The following is a 24,806-nucleotide window of genomic DNA, read 5'->3' on the forward strand; positions in this document are numbered from 1 at the left end:
TTAACTGAGGACGATATCGTATTGTTCTTGGCGGAAACTTCCTTCTGCTTGTAGTTTGATGGGCTTGCTAATGAAGTCCCCTAACTGTGCCAAAAATTGATTTTCTTCTTCAAGGAAAAGGTCAATTACATCAGGTGCCGCAACAATCCTAAATTCACGGGGATTAAATTGGCGATGCTCTCGCACAATCTCTCGCAAAATTTCGTAACATATAGTCTGCGCTGTTTTGACTTCACCCTTACCTTGGCAAGTGGCGCATGGTTCACAGGTGATATGAGCCAGAGATTCGCGAGTACGTTTGCGCGTCATCTCTACTAAGCCCAATGAGGAAAAATCGCTCACTGAGGTCCGAGCATGATCACGTTCTAAATTGCGATTGAGTTCGTGCAAAACGGATTCTTGATGATCTTTGCTTAGCATATCAATAAAGTCAATGATGATGATGCCGCCAAGATTTCGTAAACGGAGTTGACGAGCAATTGCCTGAGCAGCCTCAAGATTAGTTTTAAATACAGTGTCATCTAGATTGCGTGCGCCGACGTAACTTCCGGTGTTGACATCAATTGTGGTCATTGACTCCGTTTGATCGATCATCAGGTAGCCGCCCGATTTGAGGTCAACTCTTCTGCCTAAAGCCTTATTGATTTCTGCATCAACATCAAATAAATCAAATAGGGCGCGCTCACCACGATGTAGTGTGAGCTTGTCCAAGAGATTAGGCATGTAGAGCGTAGCGAAACCTTTGAGCTTTTCAAAGTTCTCGGCTGAGTCAACTCGAATTTGGGTGGTTTCTTCACCGGCAACATCGCGTAAAACGCGTTCAGCTAAGCTGAGATCTTGGTAAAGCAGGCTGGGGGCAGCCTTGTGGTTCACTGCCTCTCGGATCTTCTCCCAGGTAGTGCGTAGGTAATGCATGTCATGCTCAAGTTCGGTATCGCTGGCGTCTTGTGCACTGGTACGCACAATGATTCCACCTTTTTCATCGGCAGGCATTAGTTCAGCAAGGCGCACCTTAATTGCTTCACGCTCTTCGGGCTGATCAATTCTTTGGGATACGCCAATATACTTCTCGGTGGCTGCATCTGTGCCGGCTGGTGGTAGATAAACTAAGTTTCGGCCAGCAATACTGAGTTGGGTTGTAAGGCGTGCACCTTTAGTTCCTAAGGGATCCTTAAGAACTTGGACCAAAACATTTTGCCCCTCAAAGAGTAACTTTTCAATTTGAGCCTGAGGATTGTTTTGGGTGATATCTGCAACGTGCATAAATGCAGTGCGCTCTAAGCCAATCTCAATGAAGGCTGATTGCATGCCAGGTAGTACGCGTACCACTTTAGCCAAATAGATATTGCCAACGATGCCGCGTTGACGCGTGCGCTCAATCTGAAGCTCTTGCACGGCGCCTTGCTGAATTAATGCCACCCGTGTTTCTTGGGGTGTGATGTTGATCAGAATTTCCTCATTCATATGCGGGCAACTTTAGCGAAATCCAATAATTGGTTAACTTCGAAAATAGGTAATCCCATGATACCGCTATAGCTGCCTTTAATTGAGGGAATAAAAGCCCCTCCAAGGCCCTGAATGCCATATGCCCCAGCTTTACCAAAGGGCTCGCCACTCTGAGTATAGCTATCAATTTGCGCTTCAGTTAGGTGGGCAAATTCCACTTCGGATACCTGCACTAAACATAGAGGGTTGGTTTGGGGATCGATTGTGAGTACAACCGCAGTAAGTACCTCATGTACTTTGCCACTGAGCATTTTTAGAATGCGTACTGCATCGGCAGCATCACTGGGTTTGCCAAGGATCTCGCCGGCAGGGTTGCCAGGCAAGCTAACGGTGGTATCTGCGCACAGAATAGGCGCCCAAGGTTTGCCGCTGTTTTGCCATCTTGCTAATGCAATGGCGCTTTTGGCAAAAGTGACCCGCTCGACATATTGAAGGGCTTCTTCATTGGGGAGGGGCACTTCCAGGGTTTCTGTATCTTCGCCTTGTGCCGCAATCAGCATCTCAAACTGGATGCCAATTTGTTTGAGCAACTCTTGGCGTCGTGGACTTTGTGATGCAAGGTAAATATAAGAAAACATCAATGGCTTACTCGCGGTGATAAGGGTGACCTTGCAAAATGGTCCAAGCTCGATAGAGTTGCTCTACCAACAAAACTCTTGCCATAGCATGGGGCAAGGTTAGGCTTGAGAGGCGCCACATAGCTTGCGCGGCTTCTTTGAGGCTAGGGTCGAGTCCATCTGCACCACCAATCAAGAAGGTGATGTCAAAACCCTCCTGCCGCCAACCTGCTAACTGGGTGGCTAGATTTTGAGTGGTGTGATCTTTGCCGCGCTCATCCAGCGCAATGACGCGAGAGCCTTTCGGAATGGCGGCTGCAATTTTTATGGCCTCTTTGGCTGGAGTGAGATCGGGTTTGATCTCTTTGATTTCAATACTGCAATCAGCGGGCATACGCTTAATGTAATCATGGGTTGCAGTTGCAACCCATTCTGGCATTTTGTGACCAACAGAAACAATCGTTAAGCGCATTGCTAGAGCGTTACTCGTCGTCAGGTTCGCTTGCTTTCACAAGTCCCTTATCCGCTGCCAATTTGACGCGCACTGGCTTAGCGCCCCACATACCTTCAAGTTGGTAGTACGCACGCAGTGCAGGTTGCAAAATGTGAACCACGATATCGCCACAATCGACGAGCACCCACTCACCAGTCTCCAAACCTTCGACTGAGATGACTTCGCCACCTTTAGCGTTGACGGCCTCTTTAACTGACATGGCCAAAGATCGGGTCTGGCGATTGGAGGTACCGGTGGCAATGATCACACGATCAAATAACTCACTGAGCTTAGTAGTGTCATAAACACGAATATCTTGCGCTTTGACATCTTCCAGGGCATCGATCACGACACGTTGTAATTTAGTTAAGTCCATAGTTTCTTTAATATTTTTCTGAGATTTTTGTATATAGGAGTGATCTTAGCCTGATTACTTATACAGGCCTAGATTTGTGATGATTTCTAAGGCGTGAGACGGAATGTGCTCGGAGGCAATGGCGCTACGAGAAGTGCTTTTAAGCTGATTTCGCAACTCGGTTGATGAAAGGTCTACTGAAAGACTGTTATCTAAATAGATGCGGCCAAATCGGCTTTTTTCAAGGGTGTCTGGGTCCGTACATTGATGATTTGCCAATAAAACCTCAATTTCAGGGCCCATATCTGCAGAAATCTCATGGTGAGGCCTGCTGGCTACTGCGAAATTCACAAAGCCTAGTAATTGATCCCAGGAATTCCAGGAGGGGAGATTTAGCAGGGAGTCGGCTCCCATCAACCAGATCAAGCTGACATCAGGTCCAAAGCGCTCTCTCAGGGCTTTTGCGGTGTCAATGGCATAACTCGGGCCTGCACGATCAATTTCGATGCGATCAACGCCAATTTGAGTGGGAATTTGTAAATAGAGAAATGCTCTCGCTAGATCGATGCCTGCAGCTTCAGTAAGCTGTAAGCGGATTTCTGCGGGAGTGATGTCGGTATTTTTTTGCCAAGGTTCACCACTAGGGATTAGCAGTAAGGCATCAAGATGCAAGACCTTTGCAAAATGTGTGGCCAACTTCAGGTGGCCAAGATGCGGCGGGTCAAAAGTGCCACCCAAGATACCAATTTTTTTTGGAGTATCCAAATGCACTGAGCTCAAGTTAGGCCAGCCAGTCACGCGGCTTAAGGTAGTGGTCGTAGAGCTTGGCTTCTGGCGTGCCGGGTTTTGGTTGCCAGTTGTACCACCACTGAACTACCGGTGGCATGGACATCAGAATAGATTCAGTGCGTCCACCAGAGTGCAAACCAAAAATGGTGCCACGGTCGAATATTAAGTTGTATTCGACATAGCGACCACGACGGTATTCTTGAAATGCTTTTTCTTCAGCAGTAAAGCTGTCTTTGTAGCGACGCTCCACAATCGGTAAGTAAGCATCAATAAACGCATCACCAACAGCGCGTGTCATTGCAAAGCTTTGCTCAAAACCAAGATCATTAAAGTCATCAAAAAAGACGCCACCAATACCGCGGGGCTCTTCACGATGCTTTAGGTAAAAATATTCATCACACCATTTTTTGAAGCGTGGGTATAGCTCTTCACCAAATGGATCCAAAGCATCTTTAGCAGTTTGATGAAAGTGTTTGCAATCATCATCAACACCGTAATAGGGTGTGAGATCAAAGCCGCCGCCAAACCACCAGACCGGTTCTTTGTCTGGAGCTTGTGCAATAAAACAGCGCACATTCATATGGGTGGTGGGCACCTTAGGATTGTTTGGATGAAACACCAAGGAAACACCCATGGCTTCAAAGCTACGTCCCGCAACTTCTGGGCGATGGTGCGATGCTGAGGGCGGCATTTGATCGCCGCGGACATGTGAGAAGCCCACGCCACCTTTTTCTAAAATATTTCCGCCATCCAAAATGCAGGTGCGTCCATAACCCTTTAACTTACTATCCTCTGGCTTTTCCCAGGCATCCACCATGAAGGCTTTGCCATCAAGCGCACTCATTGCGCTAGTGATGCGATCTTGCAGGCCTAAAAAGTAATCTTTTAAGGCTGCAATATCAATTTGAGTATGTTCGGCAGATGACAAGGATGAAAATTTTTTCGTATTGGGTGATAAGAAGTTGCTTAATTATTTGACTGCGCGATAGCCAATATCTTTGCGATATTGCATGCCATCAAACTGGATATTAGAAATAGCGTCGTATGCTTTTTGTTGTGCACCACGAACCGTATCCGATAGGCCTACTACACACATAACGCGACCGCCCGAGGTGACAAGCTTGCCATCTTGCAGCTTAGTGCCGGCATGAAATGTCAATTGATCTTCAGTATCAGCTGGTATACCTGTGATCACATCACCATTGCGAGGGGTATCTGGATAGTTATGGGCTGCGAGTACTACGCCTAGTGCAGTGCGACGATCCCAATCTAATTCCACCTCATTGAGCGTGCCATCTACTGCATGATCGAGCGCATTGACTAGATCACTGCGTAGTCGAGCCATGATGGGTTGGGTTTCTGGGTCACCCATACGGCAGTTAAATTCCAAAGTCTTGATCTTGCCGTCTGGAGAAATCATCAGGCCTGCGTAGAGGAAGCCGGTGTAGGGAATGCCATCGGCTTCCATGCCCTTAACAGTGGGCATGATGACTTCGCGTAACGCACGCGCATGGATTTCTGGGGTGACAACTGGGGCAGGGGAGTAAGCGCCCATGCCGCCGGTATTAGGGCCTTGATCAGCATCGAGTAAGCGCTTGTGATCTTGGCTGGTGGCTAAAGCTAAAACATGTTTGCCGTCCACGAGCACAATAAAACTAGCTTCTTCACCGGTTAAAAATTCTTCGATAACTACGCGTGCACCTGCATTACCGAGTTTGTTATCTGCAAGCATCATGTCGACGGCTGCATGCGCTTCTGCTAAATCCATGGCTACAACTACGCCTTTGCCAGCAGCTAGACCATCCGCTTTAATGACGATCGGTGCACCTTTGGCATCAATGTAAGCATGCGCCTCTAATGCATTTGAGAAAGTTTGGTATTCCGCTGTTGGGATGCCGTGGCGCTTCATAAATGCTTTAGAGAAATCCTTTGAGGACTCCAATTGAGCCGCTAGCTGAGTTGGTCCGAAGATGCGCAAACCATTGTTGCGGAATACATCTACGATGCCTGCGGCTAATGGGGCTTCAGGACCCACTACTGTGAGATGAATTTTTTCACGCTTGGCAAAGTCCGCTAACTCTTGAAGACCAGAAATGGGAAGATTTTCAATTCCCGCAGCAGCTTGTTTTGCTGTGGCGGTGCCGCCATTTCCTGGTGCCACATATACGGTTTGCACTTGTGGAGATTGAGCCAGCTTCCATGCCAATGCATGTTCACGACCACCGGATCCAACTAAAAGAATTTTCATGACGAGCTAAGAAATAGGTTAATGAATGGGATTTATAAATTCGATGACTTACAAGGATGCATTCGTAAATACTTCTTGAACATCATCTAAGTTTTCAAGTGCATCCAAAAGTTTTTGCATGCTCTCGGCTTGTTCACCCTCGAACTCGGTTTCGGTTTCTGGGCGCATTGTCACTGTGGCAAGTTCTGCTTTTAAGCCTGCCTGGGTGAGCGCGTCTTGCACTTTAGAAAAGTCAGGCACTGGCGTGAGCACCTCAAGTGATCCATCATCATGGGTGATGACATCTTCTGCGCCGGCATCGAGTGCGATCTCCATGAGTTGATCTTCATTAGTGCCAGGGGCAAACAACATCTGACCGCAGTGCTTAAACATAAAAGCAACTGATCCCTCGGCACCCATATTGCCACCATTTTTATTAAATGCATGGCGCACTTCAGCAACGGTACGTGTGCGGTTGTCGGTTAAGCAATCAACGATGATGGCGGCTCCATTGAGGCCATAACCTTCATAACGAATCTCTTCATAGTTAACTCCCTCGAGTGAGCCTGTGCCGCGCTGAATTGCACGCTGCACATTGTCATTGGGCATATTGGCATCTTTAGCCTTATCGATTGCTAGGCGTAAACGCGGGTTCGTAGCAATATCGCCGCCGCCTAATTTAGCTGCAACCGTGATTTCTTTTATGAGTTTGGTCCAAATCTTGCCGCGCTTTTCGTCTTGACGTCCTTTGCGGTGCTGAATATTGGCCCATTTCGAATGGCCGGCCATACGGGTAAGTCCTTTTGAGTAATGTGGCTTGAAGACCTCATTTTAAGGGCTTCTGAGACCAAGAATGGGGGTGCTACAACTTTTTTGTTACACTCTCACCTCTTAGTAAGCTTCAATGCAGTTTTTCCACTGCAAACACCTGCCCCGGTGATGGAATTGGTAGACGTGCCGGACTCAAAATCCGGTGCCGCAAGGCGTGGCGGTTCAAGTCCGCCCCGGGGCACCATCTCAAATAGGCTGTTATTTACGCCCTGAGATGCTCTAAATCTTAAATCTCGTATGTTTCTGACTCGCTATTCATGGCTTGCTCAACAATTTTCTTGGTGAGTGTTGGTGAGAATAGTTCGATGAAGGTATACACAAAAGAGCGTAAGTAAGCTCCTTGCTTAACACCCAAATGCGTCACGTTATTGCCAAATAAGTGCCCAACTGGAATTACTCGGAGATTGCGATCTCGATCTGCATCGTAGGCTAATCCAGCCACAATGCCCACACCCATTCCAGTTTCAACGTAAGTCTTAATCACATCCGCATCGATAGCTTCCAAAATAATGTCTGGGCTGAGATTGCGTTGTGCAAAAGCGGCATCAATCTTGCTGCGACCCGCAAACGCTTTGTCGTAGGTGATGAGTGGGTATTTCGCAATTTCTTCTAAGGTGATTGTTGACTGATTAAGGAGGGGATGGCTTAGCGGCACCATGACCACGTGTTGCCATTGGTAGCCAGGTAGCGCCAGTACACCAGGGGTATTGGCAATACCTTCAGTTGCGATGGCGATATCCGCACGATCATGAATCAATAGCTCCGCAATTTGTCCTGGACTTCCCTGCTGAATACTGACTCGAACCTTCGGAAAGCGTTTAGTAAATTCAGTGAGCACCTTTGGCAATGCGTAACGTGCCTGCGTATGAGTGGTTGCAATCACAAAGTTGCCTTGATCTTGACTGGCAAAGTCTTTACCAACTCGTCTTAAAGTTTCTACTTCATCCAGAATGCGCTCAATCGAGGCGAGAATGCGTTTACCTGGCTCGGTGAGCGAGCGAATGCGTTTACCGTGGCGTCGGAATATTTCCACGCCCAACTCATCTTCCAGCTCAATGATGGCCTTGGAGACTCCAGGCTGAGAGGTAAAGAGGGCCTTGGCAGCAGTAGTCAGATTGAAGTTCTGTCTTACGGCCTCACGAACAAAACGAAATTGGTGAAGATTCATATGGATTCCATTCTTTATATCAACTGCGATATATGAATGAGATTCTATATGATTTTGAGGTATTAAGCTCTAGATACCCAACGTAAACCCACAATCGCCAAGATGAAATAAAGCAATGGCGGCGTTAGGGCGGTAAGTAGTGCGGGCCAAGAGCCTAGGAGTCCAACATTAGAGAAGAGGGAGTTAAAAAGTTGAAAGCTCATGCCTAGCATGATGCCGCCAAATACCTTGATGCCAACGCTACCGGCGCGCACCTTGAGGTAGGCAAACGGCAGTGCCAATGTCAGCATAACGAAGATCGTAAATGGGTAAATTACTTTTTTCCAGAACGCAATAGAGTGACGCTGAGCATCCTGTTTGTTATCTCTCAAGTGTGAAATAAAACGCCCCAAGCTAAAGATCGACATTTTTTCCGGACTGACTAAAAGTACGCTCAAAATTTGAGGTGTGACTTCGGAATTGAGGCTAACAATTGGATGTACAAAAGTCTGGGCTGAATAGACGGGATTGAGTGGATCACTCTGCTTGGTTTCTTTAAAGCGAGTTTCGGTGACATCATCCAGAATCCAGGTTCCCGCTTGATCAAAGCGCCCAGATACTGCGCTTCGAATAGAGAGTAGGCGATATGCATCATCAAACTCATACATACGAATATTTTTGATTTCGTTATCTTGTTCAATCTTGCCAACGTTGACATAGCGAACTCCCGGCCTAATCGGGCCGCTACCATCTTCATCTCGTAAGCGATCTTTTACCCACACCCCAGTTTTAAATTGCGAGCTATAGGATGAGCCTAAGGCCTTCATGCGAATCTGCTCTGACAGATTTTCGGTATAGGGCCCTAGCCATTCACTCATGACCAGCGTCAGAACAACTAGAGGTAATGAAATTTTGGCTAGAGTAGTTAAGCCTCTGCGTATATCTAATCCAGCTATACGCAAGATCGTGAACTCGGACTGACTTGCTAGCATCGCAAATACATAAATACTGCCAATCAAAGCAGCGATGGGAATGATCTCGGAAATGCGACTTGGCGCTTTTAATAAAACATGCAGCAGTGCTAATGGCAGGGTGTATTGACCTTTTACCGAACCAAGCTCACTAAGAATGTCAAAAAATAAAAATAGTGCCACCAAAGAAAATAGGATGAAGCCAAAGGCAGCATAGATCTGCTTAGCTAAGTAGCGTTCGAATATGTAGGGGAATAGATATCTCATCTATTAGCCATGAATGAAGGAAGTTGACGGCGCCACCACTTCAGTGAAGGGTTGATACGATTGCGAATAAGTAAAAAAGCAATGCCAAAGGCTAGTGCATGGACAGGCCAAGCCGCGACAAAAACATTTACCTTGCCCTGGGATACAAAGTTTTGCGTGAGGTTGAGAAGGTTGCTATAGATGAGGTAAATCAGCACGGCATAAAACATCGCAGTGTAATTACCAAGTCTTGGGTTGACGTAGGCAAGCGGGATGGCAATTAACACCAGGCCTAAGGCCATTAATGGTAAGCCGATACGCCAAAGCAATTCAGCGCGATTGGGATTAATAGCGTCAGTGTTAGGGTCGTTTAAGAGTTCGGAGACTGTTTTTTCGCGATCGCGCGGAGCTGGATCAAGTGCGCTTTTACTTTGAATATGGGTGCTGTACTCAGCAAACTCCAGAATTCTAAAATCTGGTTGCGTAGGCACCCCATCATACCGGCGGCCATTATTAAGCACGATTGATTTGCCGCCACCCTTAGCATTTTCAATAAAGCCAGTTGAGGCAACAGCGACACTGAGCCGTCCATTTTTAGTTTCTGCAGCGAAGATATTTTTAACTTCACTTTTATCGATGTCTAATTCTTCAATAAAAAATACGCGTTCGGCTTTAGCGGACTCTCTAAATTGGCCAGCAGCAACCATAGAAACGTCACTGCGTTGCTGAAATCTTTGGCTAATGAGGGTTGATTCACGATTAGCCCAAGGCCATACAAAGAGTGCTAACAGGGCGATGATGATGATGAGGGGGGTCGCAAAACGTAGGATCGGTCGAATCAGGCTAGCAATACTGAGGCCGCTAGCAAACCAAACAATCATTTCGGAATCTTTGTACCAGCGCACAAGCACAATTAATACGGCGACAAATAAAGAGACAGTGAGTAATACAGCCATATAACCAAGAGTGGCTAGCGCTATGAGAACTAGGGCATCTTCTGGGTTTACAGCGCCATTTGCTGCAAAGCCCAGAATTCGTATGACTAGGGTGGTAATCATGATGGTTACCAAGACCAAAAAAACACCACCAGTCGTAAAACTAAGTTCGCGGCGAAGGGCTTTGTGAAAAATCATGAATAGATAGAGAATTGGCTGTTATGGGCTCACTCAAGATGTGAACCTGCATCTCGGAGGATAATGGATAAACACCCATTTTTTCCCTTGAATTGACTTAAAAATACCGTAAGACATTATGACTATTCAATTTAGCACCAAGATTTTCGCGCAAGCCGATCTAAATAACCCAAAACAACTTAAGGCGAGCCTAGGCACCCTATTGGCGCACAGCACCGATTGTCTGGTTTTGGCGTACTCAAAGGCAGATTTAGATGCTTTGACGGCGGGTAAATCCAAGTCTGGATTTTTAATTGAATTAGATCGTTTGCTTGGCGGTTCAGTTACCCATGCAAATTTAGTGGGCGATCTTGACGCTAAGCCAGCCTCTACCTGCGTAATTCGTGCTGAAAAATCTTGGACTGCATCTGGCGTAAAAGCAAAACGTGTTCTTTTGGTGTCTCTGGGAGATATTGCGCCTGCTAGCGCGCGAAGCCTCAATTCCTATTCAAAAATTGCTCGCGCTGCATTAAAGCAGTTAAGTGGCGGCTCCATCCAAAGCGCTTTGTGGTTCATCCCCAGCTTTGCTTTGGGGCATCGCGCTGAGTTCATGGCTGAAGAGGTGCGCCTAACTATTCAATATGCCGGTGATCAGGCATATCGCTTTGGAGTGCGTCAGCCTGCTATGAAATTCAAGGCTAAAGACAAGGCCGATACTTTTACTCACCTCATCTTTGCAGGTAACGATACTTGTGCCAAGGAGTTGAAGGCTGCTGTGCCAGAGGGTTCAGCAATGGTTGAGGGTATGAACTTGGCTAAAGACTTAGGTAATCTGCCTCCGAATATTTGCACCCCGACTTACTTGGGTAAAGCAGCGCAAGGCCTAAGCAAAAAGACCGGTCTCAAGGTTGAGGTTTTGGGTCGCAAGCAAATCGAAGCATTGGGTATGGGCTCATTTTTATCGGTGGCTAAGGGTTCAGATACGCCACCACAATTTATTGTGATGCGTCACCAAGGTGGCAAAGCAGGCGAGGCCCCGATTGTGTTGGTGGGCAAAGGAATTACTTTTGATACCGGCGGAATCTCTCTGAAGCCTGGTGAAGCTATGGATGAGATGAAGTACGACATGTGTGGCGCCGCATCTGTCATTGGCACTATGTATGCAGCTGCCTTGATGAAGTTAAAAAAGAATGTCATCGGCGTCATTCCAACTTGTGAAAATATGCCCTCCGGCAATGCAACTCGCCCTGGCGATATTGTGAAAAGCATGTCGGGACAAACAATTGAGATTCTGAATACCGATGCAGAAGGCCGTTTAATTTTGTGTGACGCCTTAACTTATGTGGAGCGCTTTAAACCTAAGGCTGTAATCGATGTAGCTACTTTAACGGGTGCTTGCATCATTGCATTGGGTCATGTGCATAGCGGCGTGTTCTCTGATGATGAAGGTTTGGTCAATGCACTCACTAAGGCAGGCCATGCTTCTTTGGACACTGTATGGCGCTTACCTTTGGATGCAGCATACCATGAGCAACTGAAATCCAATTTCGCAGATGTAGCTAATATTGGTGGACGCCCAGCGGGTAGTGTTACTGCAGCCTGTTTCTTGTCGCGCTTTACTGAAAAATATAAATGGGCTCATTTGGACATTGCTGGTACTGCTTGGAAAAGTGGTGCCGCTAAAGGTTCGACTGGCCGCCCAGTTCCATTGCTCGTAAATTACTTGTTAGAACAAAAGTAGAAGACAGCGCTTATGGCCCGTATTGATTTTCATAGCAACGTTAGCGATAAGCTTGAATATGCCTGTCGTTTAACACGCAAGATCTGGAGCGCTACACCTGCTGGCGAGCCAGTGCGTCATATCGTGATGGTAGGTGATAAGGCTGATCTCAAGAAGTTAGATGAGCTTTTATGGACATTTAGTGCGACGGATTTTTTGCCCCATTGTTTTATTGATGATGAGGCAGCAATGGATACGCCTATTTTGCTGACTGATGACTTCTTGTCGCCGGCTTTGTCTCAACTCCCTCATGCAGATGTTCTCATTCATCTGGGAATGCGTATGCCCTCTGATGTTCCAGGGTTGCTTACACGTTTTCCTCGTATTGTTGAAGTTGTGACAATCAATGAGGCAGAGCGCCTTGCAGGTCGCGAGCGCTATAAAGCCTATCGCGACTTAGGTCATGAATTACACAACTTTAATCAATCTAAAGCGTGATCATTAATCGTTACTAAGTATGTTGATTCATCCAGAATTTGATCCCGCTGCCATTCGTATTGGCTCGTTTGCCATTCATTGGTATGGCTTGATGTATCTCTTGGCCTTTGCTCAATTTTTATTGCTAGGTCGTCTGCGCATCCGCGCTGCGCGCTATCAATCTTTGGGCTGGTCATATAAAGACCTTGAAGATCTTTTGTTTGCCGGTGTTTTGGGCGTGGTGCTTGGCGGTCGTTTGGGATATACGCTGTTTTATATGCCCGGCTACTACCTTGCAAATCCTTTGAGCATCTTTAAGATTTGGGAAGGCGGCATGTCCTTTCATGGTGGGCTGCTCGGTGTTTTACTGGCCTTACTTTGGTTTGCTTATCGTCGCAAGGTTTCATTCTTTGTTGTGAGCGACTTAGTTGCGCCACTGGTTCCGTTTGGTTTGGCATTTGGTCGCTTAGGTAATTTCATTAATGGTGAGTTGTGGGGTAGGCCGACAGACTTGCCTTGGGCCATGGTCTTTCCAATGGTCGACTCCATTCCCCGTCATCCTTCTCAGATCTATCAGTTCTTTGGCGAAGGTATTTGTTTGGGCATCGTTCTGTGGATTTATTCCAGCAAGCCACGTCGAGTGGGGCAAGCTTCAGGATTGTTTTTGTTGGGCTACGGACTTTGCCGCTTTTTGGCAGAATTTGCCCGTGAGCCTGATGCCTTCTTGGGGCTCTTAGGTCTAGGCCTATCCATGGGGCAGTGGCTTTCTGTGCCCATGATTATTTTTGGAATTTATCTCCTTACTGTTTTTAGGTCTAAGTCCGCTTAAGCTGTGATTGAAAAGGTTGTCACATGCTAAATACAGATGTCACTCTTCGCAAGCTGGAGATTCTCTGTTCATTTATTAGGACTGGAAGTCTCTCCAAAACCGGCGAGGAATTAAGTCTGAGTTCAGTGAGTATCCATAAGGCGCTGCACTCACTGGAGGGCGGTGTTGGCTGCCCCTTATTCGTTAAGGAAGGGCGTCAATTAAAGCCTCTACCAGCGGCAATTTATTTGGCAGAGATGAGTGTCGAGTTACTGGAGGATATGGGGCATATCCTTAAAAAAACGAGATCTAAGGCAGGGCTTGAGAGTGGGCAAATACGCTTGGGCTCAATGTATTCATTAACTGCAAACGTGATTCCTCGGATCATTATGGGAACCAAAATCCGTAGACCGGATTTAGATATTGATTTACATCTCGGGTCTAACGAAGAGCTAATGAAAAAATTGTCTGAAGGCGCTATTGATGCAGTTGTTATTGCAACGCCCCCTGGAAAATTAACCGATGGTCTGCAGGTAGTACCTTTATTTGATGACCAGCTTTTCTTTGCTTCTTCCCAGAAAAGCAAACCTAATGAAGCCGGTATTGATTTATCCCAATATCAGACTGAAAAGTTTCTTACCCTTCAAGAGGGGTTTGCTACTACCTCTGGTTTTTATGATGCTTTTAAGTTGGCTGGAGTTAAGCCAAATGTAGTCATGAAGGTGGGCGATATTTTTTCGCTAATGAATATGGTATCTGGCGATTTGGGTAAAACACTTTTGCCAGGTAGGGTAAAGGCGCTGATGGGTGATGCCATTGCCCTAACCCCTTTGCTGCCCAAATATGCGGTTACTCAGCATATCGCCTTGATCTATCTTCAGGCTAATGAATTAAATGCAAATATTTTGGCTTTAGCAGCCGAAGCCCGTATGCTGCACCGCAAAATGACAGAGGCAAATTAGCGTTACTCAAAAATCATTAACTTAAGGTTAATGTTATTCTCTTTTGATTAATTGATTATGGATGTTCCAGGGATTAAATTGAATTTAATGCAACACCCATAATTCTTAGCCTTTTCCGAGAGAAGCCCATGCTAGAGAAGTTAACCAAAGCTCGAAATTTATCTAAGGCAAATAACGCCATTAAGCGTTTGATATCTGAGCGTGGCGAATCCAATGCACTCAGCATGGCTGATGATGTGGTCAATAACTATCGCAAATTAGCAAAAGATCAACACGTCTCATTTTTTACTTTTCTATTTGAGAAGCTCAATCCCCAGGCGGATGCGGTTCTCAAGGCAGCACAAAATTTTGTGGCTGACTCTAGTGCGCGCAATTACATTCAGTTGCAAAAAGTTTCCGAGTCTCCTCGCCAAGAATTTTTTCGCCGTCTCAATCGTGCGAGTCAAGGTACTGCAGCAGTAGTGCAAATGCGTCGCGATTTGCTGCAGCTACTAGATAAAAAACCAGAATTGGCTGCGGTAGATTTCGACATGCGTCACTTGCTATCTTCTTGGTTTAACCCGGGCTTCCTCAAGATGCATCAGGTGGACTGGAAGTCCCCAGCAGAGGTGCTTGAGAAATTAATCCAACATGAAGCAGTTCACGCCATTGATGGCTGGGATGACTTGCGTCGTCGCCTGCAGCCTGATCGTCGTTGCTTTGCTTTCTTTCACCCGCAACTGCCAAGCGAGCCCTTGATCTTCGTGGAGGTTGCGCTATTGCCTGAGATCCCTACGGTGATCACACCTTTGGTTGATAAAAAAGCAGAAACAGTAGATCAAGCTTCTCAATATAAGGTTGCAGTTTTTTATTCCATCAGCAACTGCGAGCCCGGTCTTCGCGGCGTATCGATGGGTAACTTCTTAATTAAGAGGGTGGCCGAGCAGTTACATGCTGAATTCCCTGGAATAAAAACCTTTGTCACTTTGTCGCCGATTCCAGGATTTATGGATTGGGTTGCCGCAGGTGCCAATTTGGGTGAAGGTGTTCCAGCCGATAGGCTGAAGCCAAATCTCAAGGCAGCAAGAGATGCAGCCTTGGCAGTTCTGAAGCTTGAGAGTCAATCATGGAGCGAGCGATTAGCGGGTGGCTGGCACCCTGATCTCGCTTCAGAAAAAGAAAAAGCAGCTTTACTGAGTTTGGCAAGTATGTATTTAGGACTTGCCTCAACTGGGCGCGATGGTAATCCAGTAGCGAAGTTTCATTTGGGTAATGGCGCTAAGTTGCACTTGGTGAACTGGGCTGGAGATTTATCTCGCAAGGGATTGCGCCAATCTGCTGGCCTGATGGTGAATTACCTGTATGACTTGGGAAGTGTGGAAGATAACCATGAACGCTTTGCCAATGGTGAAATTGTGTATTCCAGGGCAGTGGGTCGCTTGATGGCGCCCTAGTATTAACGCTGAGGCTAACTTCTGCTGAAAAGCGGAAGTCCCCTTAGAATAAGAGCTTGAAATTAGTTGCAAAAATAAACCGACGCAATAGTTGGTAAAAATAAAGGAGACAACCATGTTTACTAAAGCAAACAGTAATTCTGTATTCTCATTAAGCACTTTGAAAAAAGCGCTGTTTTTGATTTGCGCTGCGCCGCTAGCTGTAATGGCTCAAGAGTGGCCAAATAAACCCATCACTTTTGTTGTGCCATTCCCTGCCGGTGGTGGTACTGATGCATTTGCTCGCCCACTAGCAAATCAATTAACCAAGCAATTAGGCAAACAAATCATTATTGATAACCGTGGTGGTGCGGGTGGCACAGTAGGTGCCTCTATTGCAGCTAAAGCAGCTCCAGATGGCTATAGCTTTTTTGTTGGCGCAGCTCACCATGCAATCGCTCCTTCCATGTATCCAAACTTGGATTACGACATTGAGAAGAGCTTTATTCCCGTTGCAATGATCGCTAGCCCACCGCAAGTCATTGTGGTGAACCCAAAGAATGTTCAAGTTAAAAACTTAAAAGAATTTATTGAGCTCCTGAAAAAAAATCCAGGTAAGTTCAACTACGCCAGTGCTGGTAATGGCTCTTCACATCACCTGGCTGGTGAGCAGTTCAAAATGTTGACCAAGACCTTTATTACCCATATTCCTTATCGTGGTGCAGGCCCAGCGATGCAAGACCTGATTGCAGGCCAGGTGGACGTGGAGTTTGATGGTTTAGGTTCATCAGCAGCGCAAATCAAAAACGGTTCAATCGTTGCTTTAGCAGTTGCATCACAGAAGCGTTCTGCTGCATTTCCAAATGTACCTACTGCAGCTGAAGCTGGTTTAGTAGGTTACGAAGTATCAACTTGGTATGGCCTATTTGCCCCTAAGGGAACGCCTCAGCCTATCGTTGACAAGATGATTGCTGAAGTGCAAAAAGCCCTGAACTCTCCCGAGTTAAAAACTATTTGGGCTAATAACGGTTCAGATACGTCAACTTTGACTGGCGATGCTTTCGGCAAGTTTGTATCCGCAGATATCAAGCGCTGGGCTGCAGTTGCTAAAGCCTCTGGCGCAAAGCTTGATTAACAATTTGATTTAATTTACTGGTTTGGATTTGAGGCTCTAATGAATTTATATTCCTTATTGGAAAAAGGTTTTCCAAAAGATAAGCAGGCGTGTGCACTAGAAACGCATGATGGGTTGTATTACTGCTGGAGTGATCTAGAGCGCGCAACTGCCAAAATGGCTAACCTTCTCAAGAGCCTCAAACTACCTGCAGGATCTCGTATTGCAGTGCAGGTTGAGAAATCACCTGAAGCACTTTTTCTGTATCTAGCCACTATTAAGGCGGGCTATGTTTATCTGCCTCTGAATACCGCTTATCAAGCAGCTGAAATTCAATACTTCTTAGAGAATGCTGAGCCAGCAGTCGTGGTTTGCAGTAGCAAGAATTTCTCCTGGGTATCCAAGGTTGCCTTTAAGGCCGGCACTAAACATGTCTTTACTTTGGATGAAGATCGCAAGGGCACTCTATTAGAGCGCTCTGCCGGTCAAAGTGATAAGTTCAAAACAGTGGCAGTGAAAGATGATGATTTAGCAGCTATCTTGTATACCTCCGGCACAACTGGCCGCAGCAAAGGGGCAATGTTGACCCATAAAAATTTGGGAAGCAATGCGCAAGTGCTACAGAAGTTTTGGGGCTGGAAAAAAGGCGATGTTTTATTGCATGCACTCCCGATCTTCCACGTTCATGGATTGTTTGTGGCTGCTCATGGCGCATTAATTAATGGTAGCAAAATGATTTGGTTGCCACGTTTAGATACTGCGCAATTAATTCATCACATGCCAAACTCCACTGTGATGATGGGTGTACCAACGTTCTATGTACGTCTACTGGCAGATAAGGGTTTTAATAAAAATGTCACACGCAATATGCGTCTGTTTGTTTCCGGCTCCGCACCCTTGTTGACTGAAACGTTTAATACCTTCAAAGAAGTGATTGGCCAGCCGATTCTTGAGCGCTATGGTATGAGTGAGACCGTGATGTTGGTTTCTAATCCATACAAAGGCAATCGCGTAGGCGGATCAGTTGGCTTGCCTTTGCCAGGCGTAAAAGTTCGCGTGGTGAATGAAAATAATAAGCCTTGTGGTGTTGATGAAATCGGTAGTATTCAGGTTAAGGGCCCCAATATATTCAAGGGCTACTGGCGTATGCCAGAAAAAACTGCCGAGGAATTTACAAAAGACGGCTGGTTTAAAACGGGTGACGTCGGTCGCTGGGGTGGTGATGCCAATGGCGGTAAAGCGCCTAAGGACTACCTCTGCATCGTTGGCCGCAGTAAGGATCTAATCATCTCTGGTGGCTATAACGTTTACCCAAAAGAAATCGAAAGCTTTATCGACGATATGGATGGGGTCGATGAAAGTGCTGTGATCGGTATTCCGCACCCAGACTTTGGTGAGGCGGTAATGGCGGTAGTGGTGCCAAAAGCAGGCGCTAAATTAGATGCGCAAGCAATGATTGCCACACTCAAAACCCAAATTGCGAATTTCAAGATTCCAAAGCGTTTAGAGATTGTTTCTGACTTGCCTCGCAATGCCATGGGCAAAGTGCAGAAGAATATTCTGCGTCAGCAATACACCAGCTAACGGCAAAAATACTGGCTTAGAAACCAAATGCCTTGCGGCTTTCATTGAACATGAAGGCCGCAAGCATAAATAGCATCACACCAAAGATACGTTTGAGTTGAGCTACATTGAGTTTTCTGGCCATTTTTGCGCCAAGCGGGGCGGTGAATATGCTTACCGCCACAATACAAAGTACTGCTGGAAGATAGACAAATCCTAGTGAGCCTGCGGGAAGGTTGGGGTTGCCCCAACTGCCATACATATAGCCAATCGTCGCTGCAGCTGCAATCGGAAATCCTAAGCCTGAAGAACTTGCCATCGCTGTATGTGGTTTTACATTGCACCAAAGCATAAATGGCACAGTAATAAATGCGCCGCCTGCGCCAACTAGGCTGGCAATCACACCCGTCAATGCTCCGAATGAGAAAAGACCAAGGGTGCCCGGCAACTCTCTTCCAGCCGCAGGCTTTTTATTGATGATCATTTGAATCGAGGTATAGACGATAAAAATGGCAAAGAATAAAGATAGCCAAGAGGTATTGATTGCTTCAAAAATCTCACTACCACCAACAAGACTGCCAATCACTAGACCTGGACTGAGTGATGCCACCAGCTTCCAATCAATTGAGTTGTGTTTGTGGTGCGCCCAGATGGCTGAGGTAGTTGTAAAGAGGATGGTTGCCATCCCGGTTGCAATGGCCATATGTACGATGACATTTTGACCAAAGCCCAAATGATTGAAGACCACAATCATGAAGGGCACCAGAATCATTCCACCGCCAATGCCAAGGAGTCCAGCTAGGAAGCCCGATATGCTCCCACACAACATCAGCATGGCGATATCGGCTATTGACATGAATTCCCCGCCTTAGCCGCTAGGCCGTCATCCTGAACCCTAAGGTTCAAGGTGGAACGGCTACTCTGCTTCGGGTGCATTAAGAAGTTCAGGGAGTGAACAGCGCGAAGCTGCCACTGTGAAAATTCGAAACGCTCACGCCCACAGTGTAAAGATCGTTCCTGATGCTTGCGCATCGGTTCAAGGAACTATTGGCCTTGGCGAACCAGGCAGGGAAAGGCTTTGCATCAGAGCATCCACTTGATCTTCCAGGGTATGAATTTCATTCTGGAGTCGCGCAATCTCTTCGGGATTGGATGAATGACTCTGAGCTTGAGTTTGCTCGGAAGCAGTTTGCAATTTAATAAGATCACCGGCGATCTTCAGGGCAGCCATCATGCTGGCACGCTCAATGCTGCGATTGCCACCGTTAATTGCTAATTGAATTTGTTCATCGACCAATGTGCAGGCCGCACGAAGTAATGGCTCATGCTCAGCGCTAGTTGCTAATGTGATCTTTTGACCAGCGAGGGTTACTTCAATGCGTTGTTGGCTCATTGTCATCCTCTGGATTGGTTGGGGTCGCGGGCTCACCGAGCAAGTTCAATTGACGTCCGTCACTTTGTTCTGGCAGACGACTCAAGATATGCTGAATCCGTTTTTGTGCATCCTCAATTTTGGTTTCAAGCTGACTGCGATCTTGATGTAACGCTTTAACGGCGTCGGAGATCAGCTGAATTTTCTTGGATAGTCTCTGCAGCGATGCAGCTATCGAATCGGATTCAGTAGAGTCGCTCGGGATATGAGGGATGTACTCGGTCATATAGGCATTGTAGCCTCAGGGTAAAGCTTTGTGAAACCCCCGATTTTGAGCTTAATTGGGTAAAGCCACCCAATCACCACCTAGCTTTTCTAGGTGAATGCGGCCATCAAATAAGCCGATGAGGGCTTGATGGGTTGCGGGATCTTGACTTGAACCTTGAAAATGCAGTTTGCCCCTATTGAGCATGACCACATGGTCAGCTCTGAGCGCAAAATGAATTTCATGCAACACGGTTACTAAGGTTTTACCTTGTGTCAGCAAATTAGCTTGCCATTGTAAAAAATCAGCCTGATGAGGTGGGTCCAAATTGGCTAATGGCTCATCCATTAGTAGAATCTCTGAATCCACAGCAAGAAGGCGGGCCAATAAGACTCGCTGACGCTCGCCCCCTGATAGCTGCTGTAGTGGACGTTGGCGTAAATGCCAGGCATCCGTTTGTTGCAAAGCTTGCTCAACCACTACGTGATCATTCTGGGAGGGTAGGTGTAGCCAACCTTGATGGGGTAGGCGACCCAACATGACGGTGTCGTACACGCTAAGAGAATCACCAAATTCATCTACAGTGTTTAAGTCTTGACCAAGCCAAGCAATCTTCTTTGCAAGATCCTTGTGAGTGAGCGATGAAATATTGACATCATTAAGTGTGATTGACCCATCACACTTGAGTAAGCCCGCTATAGCTTGTAGGAGGGAGGATTTGCCCGCACCATTGGGCCCAATGACACTGGTCCATTTTCCCTGAGGAATATCTATATTCAAGTCAGAGAGCATGGCGCATGGACCTCTATAAACATTGAGTTGGCGGATTTTCATGTGCGCACTCCAGCAGGAGTTCTTCTCAGTAGCGCTAGCAAATATATACCGCCTAAGACTGCCGTCACAACACCAACGGGGATTTCAATCGGTGCAAAGAGGGTGCGTGCAATTAAATCTGAGGCGAGCAATAAGATTCCGCCACCTAGACAGGAAAATATAAGTTGAACTCGTTGCCGCCCACCAGAAAGCTTTCTGACTAAGTGCGGAGCTGCCAATCCAACAAATGCTACAAGGCCAGTTTGCGCAACGGCACATCCAGTAGCAAGAGCAAGAGTGCCAATCAATATCAGGCGAAGTTGATCTAGTGGCAAACCTAAAGTGCGGGCGGTATTTTCGCCGAGTGACAGCGCGTCAAGTACTGGGCTGATGATGAGTGTGAGCGGTAAGCAAATCAATAAAGCAATAGCCATCATCTCGACGCCAGACCAATTCAATAATGTTGTATTGCCCAACATAAAAGATTGAATGCTTTGAAATAGATCTGGGCGTATGAATGTAAATAAAGAATTCGCTGCGCCCAAAATGACGCTGATGACTACTCCAGACAATAAGAGGCGCAAGGAGCTCCGATAGCCACCCGCCAAGAGAAGGGAGGCTAGCACTCCAAGAAATGCTCCAAGAAATGCGCCACCATTAAGCCCAATTATTTCAAGCCAGGAGTTGCCTAGATATGCAAAGCAAAGGATGCTGCCCACACCCAGCAAAGCGCCAGAAGCGCTTCCCAATAAGTATGGGTCAGCCAAGGGATTGCGAAACAGGCTTTGGGCAATGCCGCCGGCAAGCCCCAATAAAGCTCCAGCAAGGTAGGCGCCCAATGACCGTGGAAGTCGAATATCAAATAAAACTGTTTGATCTGGCCCCTGCATATTCCAACTGGGACCCATGCTTCCGAGCAAAGTTCCAAGAAGTACTAAAACTCCACTGAGAATGAGTAAGCCAATTAACTTGCCAAGAAAATGATTTTTTTGCATTAATGAGATGATGACATCTTCCGCTGGATGCAATCGGAAATAATGAGCGCAGCTTCTCCCATTCGAGGTCCTGGGCGAACTAAGATGTCATTTTGATCGCCAGTAAATACACAAATTCGGTTTTTAGAAACCGCTGGAATGGAATTCCAGCCAGGGCGCTTCTGAATATCAGCGGCGGTGGATTCGGTCAGGAGAATGACATCGGGTTTAGCCTGCACCACAAATTCAGGATTTATCTTGGGAAACGGCCCAAGCGATTTTGGAATGATGTTCACCAAATCCAATTGACTCATGATTTCACCAATGAAAGAAGTGCTACCAGCTGCAAATGGGGCGGGATTGACTTCAAAGTACACGCGAATATTTTTACCATTGGCTGATAGCTGCTTGGTGGCGCGCATGATTTCTTTCTGGATTTGATTCCATACTCGACCGCTCTCGGAGGTCCCCAATACGAGATCTAACTTCTGAAGGGCGCGCTCCTCGTCACCCATCGATTTAACATCCAGAGTAAATGTTTTGAAGCCTAAGCCATTTAATCGAGCAATCACAGGGGATGCTCTCTCCAGTAATACGACATCTGGCTTGAGTTGCACAATGCGCTCGATATTGATATCACCCATGCCACCCAATTTAGGCAAATCTTGAATTGATTTTGGCCAATTAGAGAATCGATCAACACCAACCAAAGCACTGCATTTACCTAGAGCGCAAACAGACTCGGTAAGAGAGGGCAAAAGACTCACAATTCGCTGGGGTGGTTTATCAAATACCACTTCAACCCCTCGGTCATCAGTTACCGAAACCGGTGCAGCAAACACGGCCAAAGAAAATCCCAAAAGAAATAAAGCGAGCCCGACCAGAAAATAGCTGGAGCGGGTCGAGGTTTGGGCGATATTTTTAAGCATCTCTATTACAGAGTGTATTTAACACTCAAGAATACAGATCGAGGATCGCTTGGATAATAGTAGTAGCCAGAAGTTAGCCCTCCGCCCGGTGTGGATAGGCTGCCATACCCTCCATAGCTGGAGTAATTTACGCCACCAACATTCTTGATGGTTAAGCGACTTTCCCATTTATTTGTCTTATAGCTGGCAAATAAGTCGCCAACCGTATAGGAGGGCATTTTCGCTAGAGAATTACTGATCCCTGGCTCGGAATCGTACATTTGTTGGCTAACAAAGTTGATTACACCGCCGAATGACCATGATGCATTAATAAGGTATTGCGCTCTAGCGTTAAGTATCAGATCGGGAACAAGTGAGACGCCAGTTCCACTATAGATGCCCGTAGTGTAGGTAGATTTTTGAAATTTCCCCCCGCCTGAAATACTCAATTTAGATGTGGGATTAAAAGTGGAGTCTAGTAAAACACCTTTTCGGCCTATGTTATCCGCTGAATTGGTGTTGTAATAAGTTGTCGGATCGTAGCGTATTTCATTTTGCGTTAGCGATTGAAATGCTGATCCAGAAACTCTCACGTTTCCGGTACTCCATTCCCCTCCTATTTCATAGGTCTGCGTGGTTTGAGGTTTAAGAATTCCCGAGAAGATGCGGTTGCCGCTAGGGTCCCAACCCCAAAATTCATCAACGTTTGGAAACCGGAATGATTGATTCCATTTGGCGTATACCTTTTGATTTTTTTGGTATGAATAGTTGATGGCCACATCCCCTGCATTAGCTGAATATTTTTGACTTGCACTAGTGGGGGTAGGGGCATAAAAATTCGAATCATTTGTTGAGGCATTTTGAGTCTGCCTTCTGAATCCACCGCTCGCCTCAATTGCATTACTGAGGGGTACCCGGCTAATAATGTAAGCAGATTGATTAATTAGATTTGCGGATTGGGTATTGTTGAGTTGATTGTTATAGAACCATCCATTTGGCGATTGGTTTGCAAGTATTAACTCTTGTGCTGCGCCCGTGTACTGATTATTTGAATTTTGATTTGATTTGCCATAGTCATATCCAACTACAGTTGTTCCCCAGCTACCAAAGTCGGCTTTAATCCTCGGTGTTAATGCTAGATCCCAGCTTGAAATATTCCCATTGCTTGGGCCTGGGAAGTAGCCGCCAACGGAATCAGTGCTGGCATAGTAGGGGGCACCATAATTGATGTCTCTATTGCCATAAGTAATGTCAATCATTGCGGTGTAGGCATCACTAAGACTCTTAATGCCACCCGCTCGTACGCCAGAATTATTGGCAGTATTTCCAGCTCCCATATTGTTAAATTTAGCGGCCTGCGGGTTACCTTGCCCAACTTGGCCAACCACGCCACCTGGAGTTTGTTGGTTTGTATAGCTGTAATAGACATCAGCGTAGACATTGTCTATTCCACCCAGGGCTTGCGAAACTTTTGCATCAAATGCATAAGCATTGGCTGCAGAGTTTGCTCTCCACCCTTGGCTGTTGGAGCTGTTGGCTGTTAACTGTAGGGTGGTATTTTCAATTTTGTTGCGCAGAATTGCGTTCCCAATATATGTGCCATAACTACCTGCAGTGATGCTGGCTTGATTGAGAGACATCTTGCCACCATTGGTGATGATGTTGATGACGCCACCAACTGCGCCATTTCCATATTGAACGCTTGCGCCACCTTGAACAATTTCAATGCGCTCAATTGAATCTATGGGAATTGATTCCCAGGCAACGCCTAATGAATCTATGGGATTCATTCGTTGGCCATCAACTAGGATGAGCGTATTGCTATTTGCAGTTGCCCCAAACCCTCCCATATCTACGGTAGCATCCAGATTTAACTGGCCAGAGTTTGAACTTCGAACTACTAAGCCTCCGATTTGCGAGAGCACATCTGGAATATTGTTTGATGTGGAGTTGGCAATCTCATCGCGTGTAATTACTTTGACGTTTGCAGGAACTTCATTGAGGTTCTCTTCAAAACGTGAGCCTGACACAACTATTGTCGATTGAGAGTTTTGAGCTACCGTGCTGAACGTTGCTGCTATGCCGCAAATTAGGGCAACTAGCGTTTTACTGCTGAACCACTGTTTCATGATGAACCTTCTGCCTTCGAATCACCTAGCTAACTTCCCCGTAAGCTGGGTCGAA

23 protein-coding genes, 1 tRNA gene, 1 other RNA gene and 2 pseudogenes are annotated in these 24,806 nt (G+C 46.4%); 8 read left to right on the forward strand and 19 right to left on the reverse strand.

The annotated features are described in order from the left end of the window. The 8 genes and pseudogenes from rng to ICN30_RS05390 all read right to left on the reverse strand — a co-directional run bounded on the left by rng (position 1) and on the right by ICN30_RS05390 (position 6,716). A complete protein-coding gene (rng, locus tag ICN30_RS05355; RefSeq protein WP_216273812.1) occupies positions 1–1,464 on the reverse strand; it encodes a ribonuclease G in 1,464 nt (487 codons plus the stop codon). After that, positions 1,461–2,084, reverse strand: coding sequence for a nucleoside triphosphate pyrophosphatase (locus ICN30_RS05360; protein WP_216273815.1), 624 nt, complete (start codon positions 2,082–2,084; stop codon positions 1,461–1,463). The genes rng and ICN30_RS05360 overlap by 4 nt, the downstream gene beginning before the upstream one ends. A gap of 7 nt (positions 2,085–2,091) precedes the next feature. Further along, positions 2,092–2,535: a 23S rRNA (pseudouridine(1915)-N(3))-methyltransferase RlmH gene (gene rlmH, locus ICN30_RS05365; protein WP_216273817.1), complete on the reverse strand. Its 444-nt coding sequence runs from the start codon at positions 2,533–2,535 to the stop codon at positions 2,092–2,094. Positions 2,536–2,548: 13 nt separating this feature from the next. Continuing rightward, positions 2,549–2,932: pseudogene (gene rsfS / locus ICN30_RS05370) on the reverse strand (ribosome silencing factor); the annotation flags it as partial. A gap of 54 nt (positions 2,933–2,986) precedes the next feature. Continuing rightward, complete coding sequence (locus ICN30_RS05375) at positions 2,987–3,709, reverse strand: adenylyltransferase/cytidyltransferase family protein (protein WP_370626602.1); 723 nt, start codon at positions 3,707–3,709, stop codon at positions 2,987–2,989. Continuing rightward, a complete protein-coding gene (gene hemF, locus ICN30_RS05380) occupies positions 3,693–4,604 on the reverse strand; it encodes an oxygen-dependent coproporphyrinogen oxidase (RefSeq protein WP_216273921.1) in 912 nt (303 codons plus the stop codon). The genes ICN30_RS05375 and hemF overlap by 17 nt, the downstream gene beginning before the upstream one ends. A gap of 66 nt (positions 4,605–4,670) precedes the next feature. Then, positions 4,671–5,948 carry a phosphoribosylamine--glycine ligase gene (purD, locus tag ICN30_RS05385; RefSeq protein ID WP_216273821.1) on the reverse strand — a complete coding sequence of 426 codons (1,278 nt, stop codon included), beginning with the start codon at positions 5,946–5,948 and terminating at the stop codon, positions 4,671–4,673. Between the two features lie 48 nt (positions 5,949–5,996). Next, on the reverse strand, positions 5,997–6,716 hold the full coding sequence (locus ICN30_RS05390; protein ID WP_216228681.1) for a YebC/PmpR family DNA-binding transcriptional regulator: 720 nt from the start codon (positions 6,714–6,716) through the stop codon (positions 5,997–5,999). A gap of 141 nt (positions 6,717–6,857) precedes the next feature. Between ICN30_RS05390 and ICN30_RS05395 the strand changes: the two genes are divergently transcribed. Then, positions 6,858–6,942, forward strand: a tRNA-Leu gene (locus ICN30_RS05395). 42 nt (positions 6,943–6,984) lie between these two features. Here the strand turns inward: ICN30_RS05395 and ICN30_RS05400 are convergent. The 3 genes from ICN30_RS05400 to lptF form a co-directional block, all read right to left on the reverse strand. Next, on the reverse strand, positions 6,985–7,926 hold the full coding sequence (locus ICN30_RS05400; RefSeq protein ID WP_216228679.1) for a CysB family HTH-type transcriptional regulator: 942 nt from the start codon (positions 7,924–7,926) through the stop codon (positions 6,985–6,987). A gap of 62 nt (positions 7,927–7,988) precedes the next feature. Then, positions 7,989–9,143, reverse strand: coding sequence for an LPS export ABC transporter permease LptG (lptG, locus tag ICN30_RS05405; protein ID WP_216273823.1), 1,155 nt, complete (start codon positions 9,141–9,143; stop codon positions 7,989–7,991). After that, complete coding sequence (lptF, locus tag ICN30_RS05410; protein WP_216273825.1) at positions 9,140–10,255, reverse strand: LPS export ABC transporter permease LptF; 1,116 nt, start codon at positions 10,253–10,255, stop codon at positions 9,140–9,142. The genes lptG and lptF overlap by 4 nt, the downstream gene beginning before the upstream one ends. A gap of 124 nt (positions 10,256–10,379) precedes the next feature. Between lptF and ICN30_RS05415 the strand changes: the two genes are divergently transcribed. The 7 genes from ICN30_RS05415 (at position 10,380) to ICN30_RS05445 (ending at position 18,311) form a co-directional block, all read left to right on the forward strand. Then, complete coding sequence (locus ICN30_RS05415; RefSeq protein WP_370626603.1) at positions 10,380–11,975, forward strand: leucyl aminopeptidase; 1,596 nt, start codon at positions 10,380–10,382, stop codon at positions 11,973–11,975. Positions 11,976–11,987: 12 nt separating this feature from the next. After that, positions 11,988–12,452 carry a DNA polymerase III subunit chi gene (locus tag ICN30_RS05420; protein WP_216273828.1) on the forward strand — a complete coding sequence of 155 codons (465 nt, stop codon included), beginning with the start codon at positions 11,988–11,990 and terminating at the stop codon, positions 12,450–12,452. A 19-nt stretch (positions 12,453–12,471) separates the two neighbouring features. Beyond that, positions 12,472–13,260: a prolipoprotein diacylglyceryl transferase gene (gene lgt / locus ICN30_RS05425; protein ID WP_216273830.1), complete on the forward strand. Its 789-nt coding sequence runs from the start codon at positions 12,472–12,474 to the stop codon at positions 13,258–13,260. Between the two features lie 23 nt (positions 13,261–13,283). Next, positions 13,284–14,201, forward strand: coding sequence for a LysR substrate-binding domain-containing protein (locus ICN30_RS05430; protein WP_216273832.1), 918 nt, complete (start codon positions 13,284–13,286; stop codon positions 14,199–14,201). Between the two features lie 128 nt (positions 14,202–14,329). Then, positions 14,330–15,634, forward strand: a complete 1,305-nt coding sequence (locus ICN30_RS05435) for a malonyl-CoA decarboxylase (protein WP_216273834.1) — start codon at positions 14,330–14,332, stop codon at positions 15,632–15,634. Positions 15,635–15,749: 115 nt separating this feature from the next. Further along, complete coding sequence (locus tag ICN30_RS05440; RefSeq protein WP_216273837.1) at positions 15,750–16,748, forward strand: tripartite tricarboxylate transporter substrate binding protein; 999 nt, start codon at positions 15,750–15,752, stop codon at positions 16,746–16,748. Positions 16,749–16,787: 39 nt separating this feature from the next. Next, entirely contained in the window at positions 16,788–18,311 is a 1,524-nt protein-coding gene (locus tag ICN30_RS05445; RefSeq protein ID WP_216273839.1) for a malonyl-CoA synthase, read from the forward strand. A 16-nt stretch (positions 18,312–18,327) separates the two neighbouring features. Here ICN30_RS05445 and ICN30_RS05450 read toward each other — a convergent pair whose 3' ends face one another. The 8 genes and pseudogenes from ICN30_RS05450 to ICN30_RS05485 form a co-directional block, all read right to left on the reverse strand. Next, entirely contained in the window at positions 18,328–19,146 is an 819-nt protein-coding gene (locus ICN30_RS05450) for a sulfite exporter TauE/SafE family protein (protein ID WP_216228671.1), read from the reverse strand. Next, a non-coding RNA gene (gene ssrS, locus ICN30_RS05455) (6S RNA) lies at positions 19,147–19,365 on the reverse strand. Between the two features lie 99 nt (positions 19,366–19,464). Further along, positions 19,465–19,689 (reverse strand): annotated as a pseudogene (locus ICN30_RS11740) (cell division protein ZapA); the annotation flags it as partial. Next, positions 19,664–19,948 carry a hypothetical protein gene (locus ICN30_RS05465; RefSeq protein WP_216273841.1) on the reverse strand — a complete coding sequence of 95 codons (285 nt, stop codon included), beginning with the start codon at positions 19,946–19,948 and terminating at the stop codon, positions 19,664–19,666. The gene ICN30_RS05465 and the pseudogene ICN30_RS11740, both read right to left, overlap by 26 nt. A 51-nt stretch (positions 19,949–19,999) precedes the next feature. Further along, positions 20,000–20,761, reverse strand: coding sequence for an ABC transporter ATP-binding protein (locus ICN30_RS05470; RefSeq protein WP_216273843.1), 762 nt, complete (start codon positions 20,759–20,761; stop codon positions 20,000–20,002). After that, the gene (locus tag ICN30_RS05475; protein WP_216273845.1) at positions 20,758–21,735 is read right to left on the reverse strand and encodes an iron ABC transporter permease; all 978 of its coding nucleotides are present in this window, start codon (positions 21,733–21,735) and stop codon (positions 20,758–20,760) included. The genes ICN30_RS05470 and ICN30_RS05475 overlap by 4 nt, the downstream gene beginning before the upstream one ends. Then, entirely contained in the window at positions 21,735–22,643 is a 909-nt protein-coding gene (locus ICN30_RS05480) for an ABC transporter substrate-binding protein (RefSeq protein WP_216273847.1), read from the reverse strand. The genes ICN30_RS05475 and ICN30_RS05480 overlap by 1 nt, the downstream gene beginning before the upstream one ends. Positions 22,644–22,648: 5 nt before the next feature. Continuing rightward, positions 22,649–24,751 carry a TonB-dependent receptor gene (locus ICN30_RS05485; RefSeq protein ID WP_216273849.1) on the reverse strand — a complete coding sequence of 701 codons (2,103 nt, stop codon included), beginning with the start codon at positions 24,749–24,751 and terminating at the stop codon, positions 22,649–22,651. Positions 24,752–24,806: the final 55 nt, after the last annotated feature.

The sequence above is a fragment of the Polynucleobacter sp. 31A-FELB genome (assembly GCF_018882405.1).
Classification (GTDB): Bacteria; Pseudomonadota; Gammaproteobacteria; order Burkholderiales; family Burkholderiaceae; genus Polynucleobacter.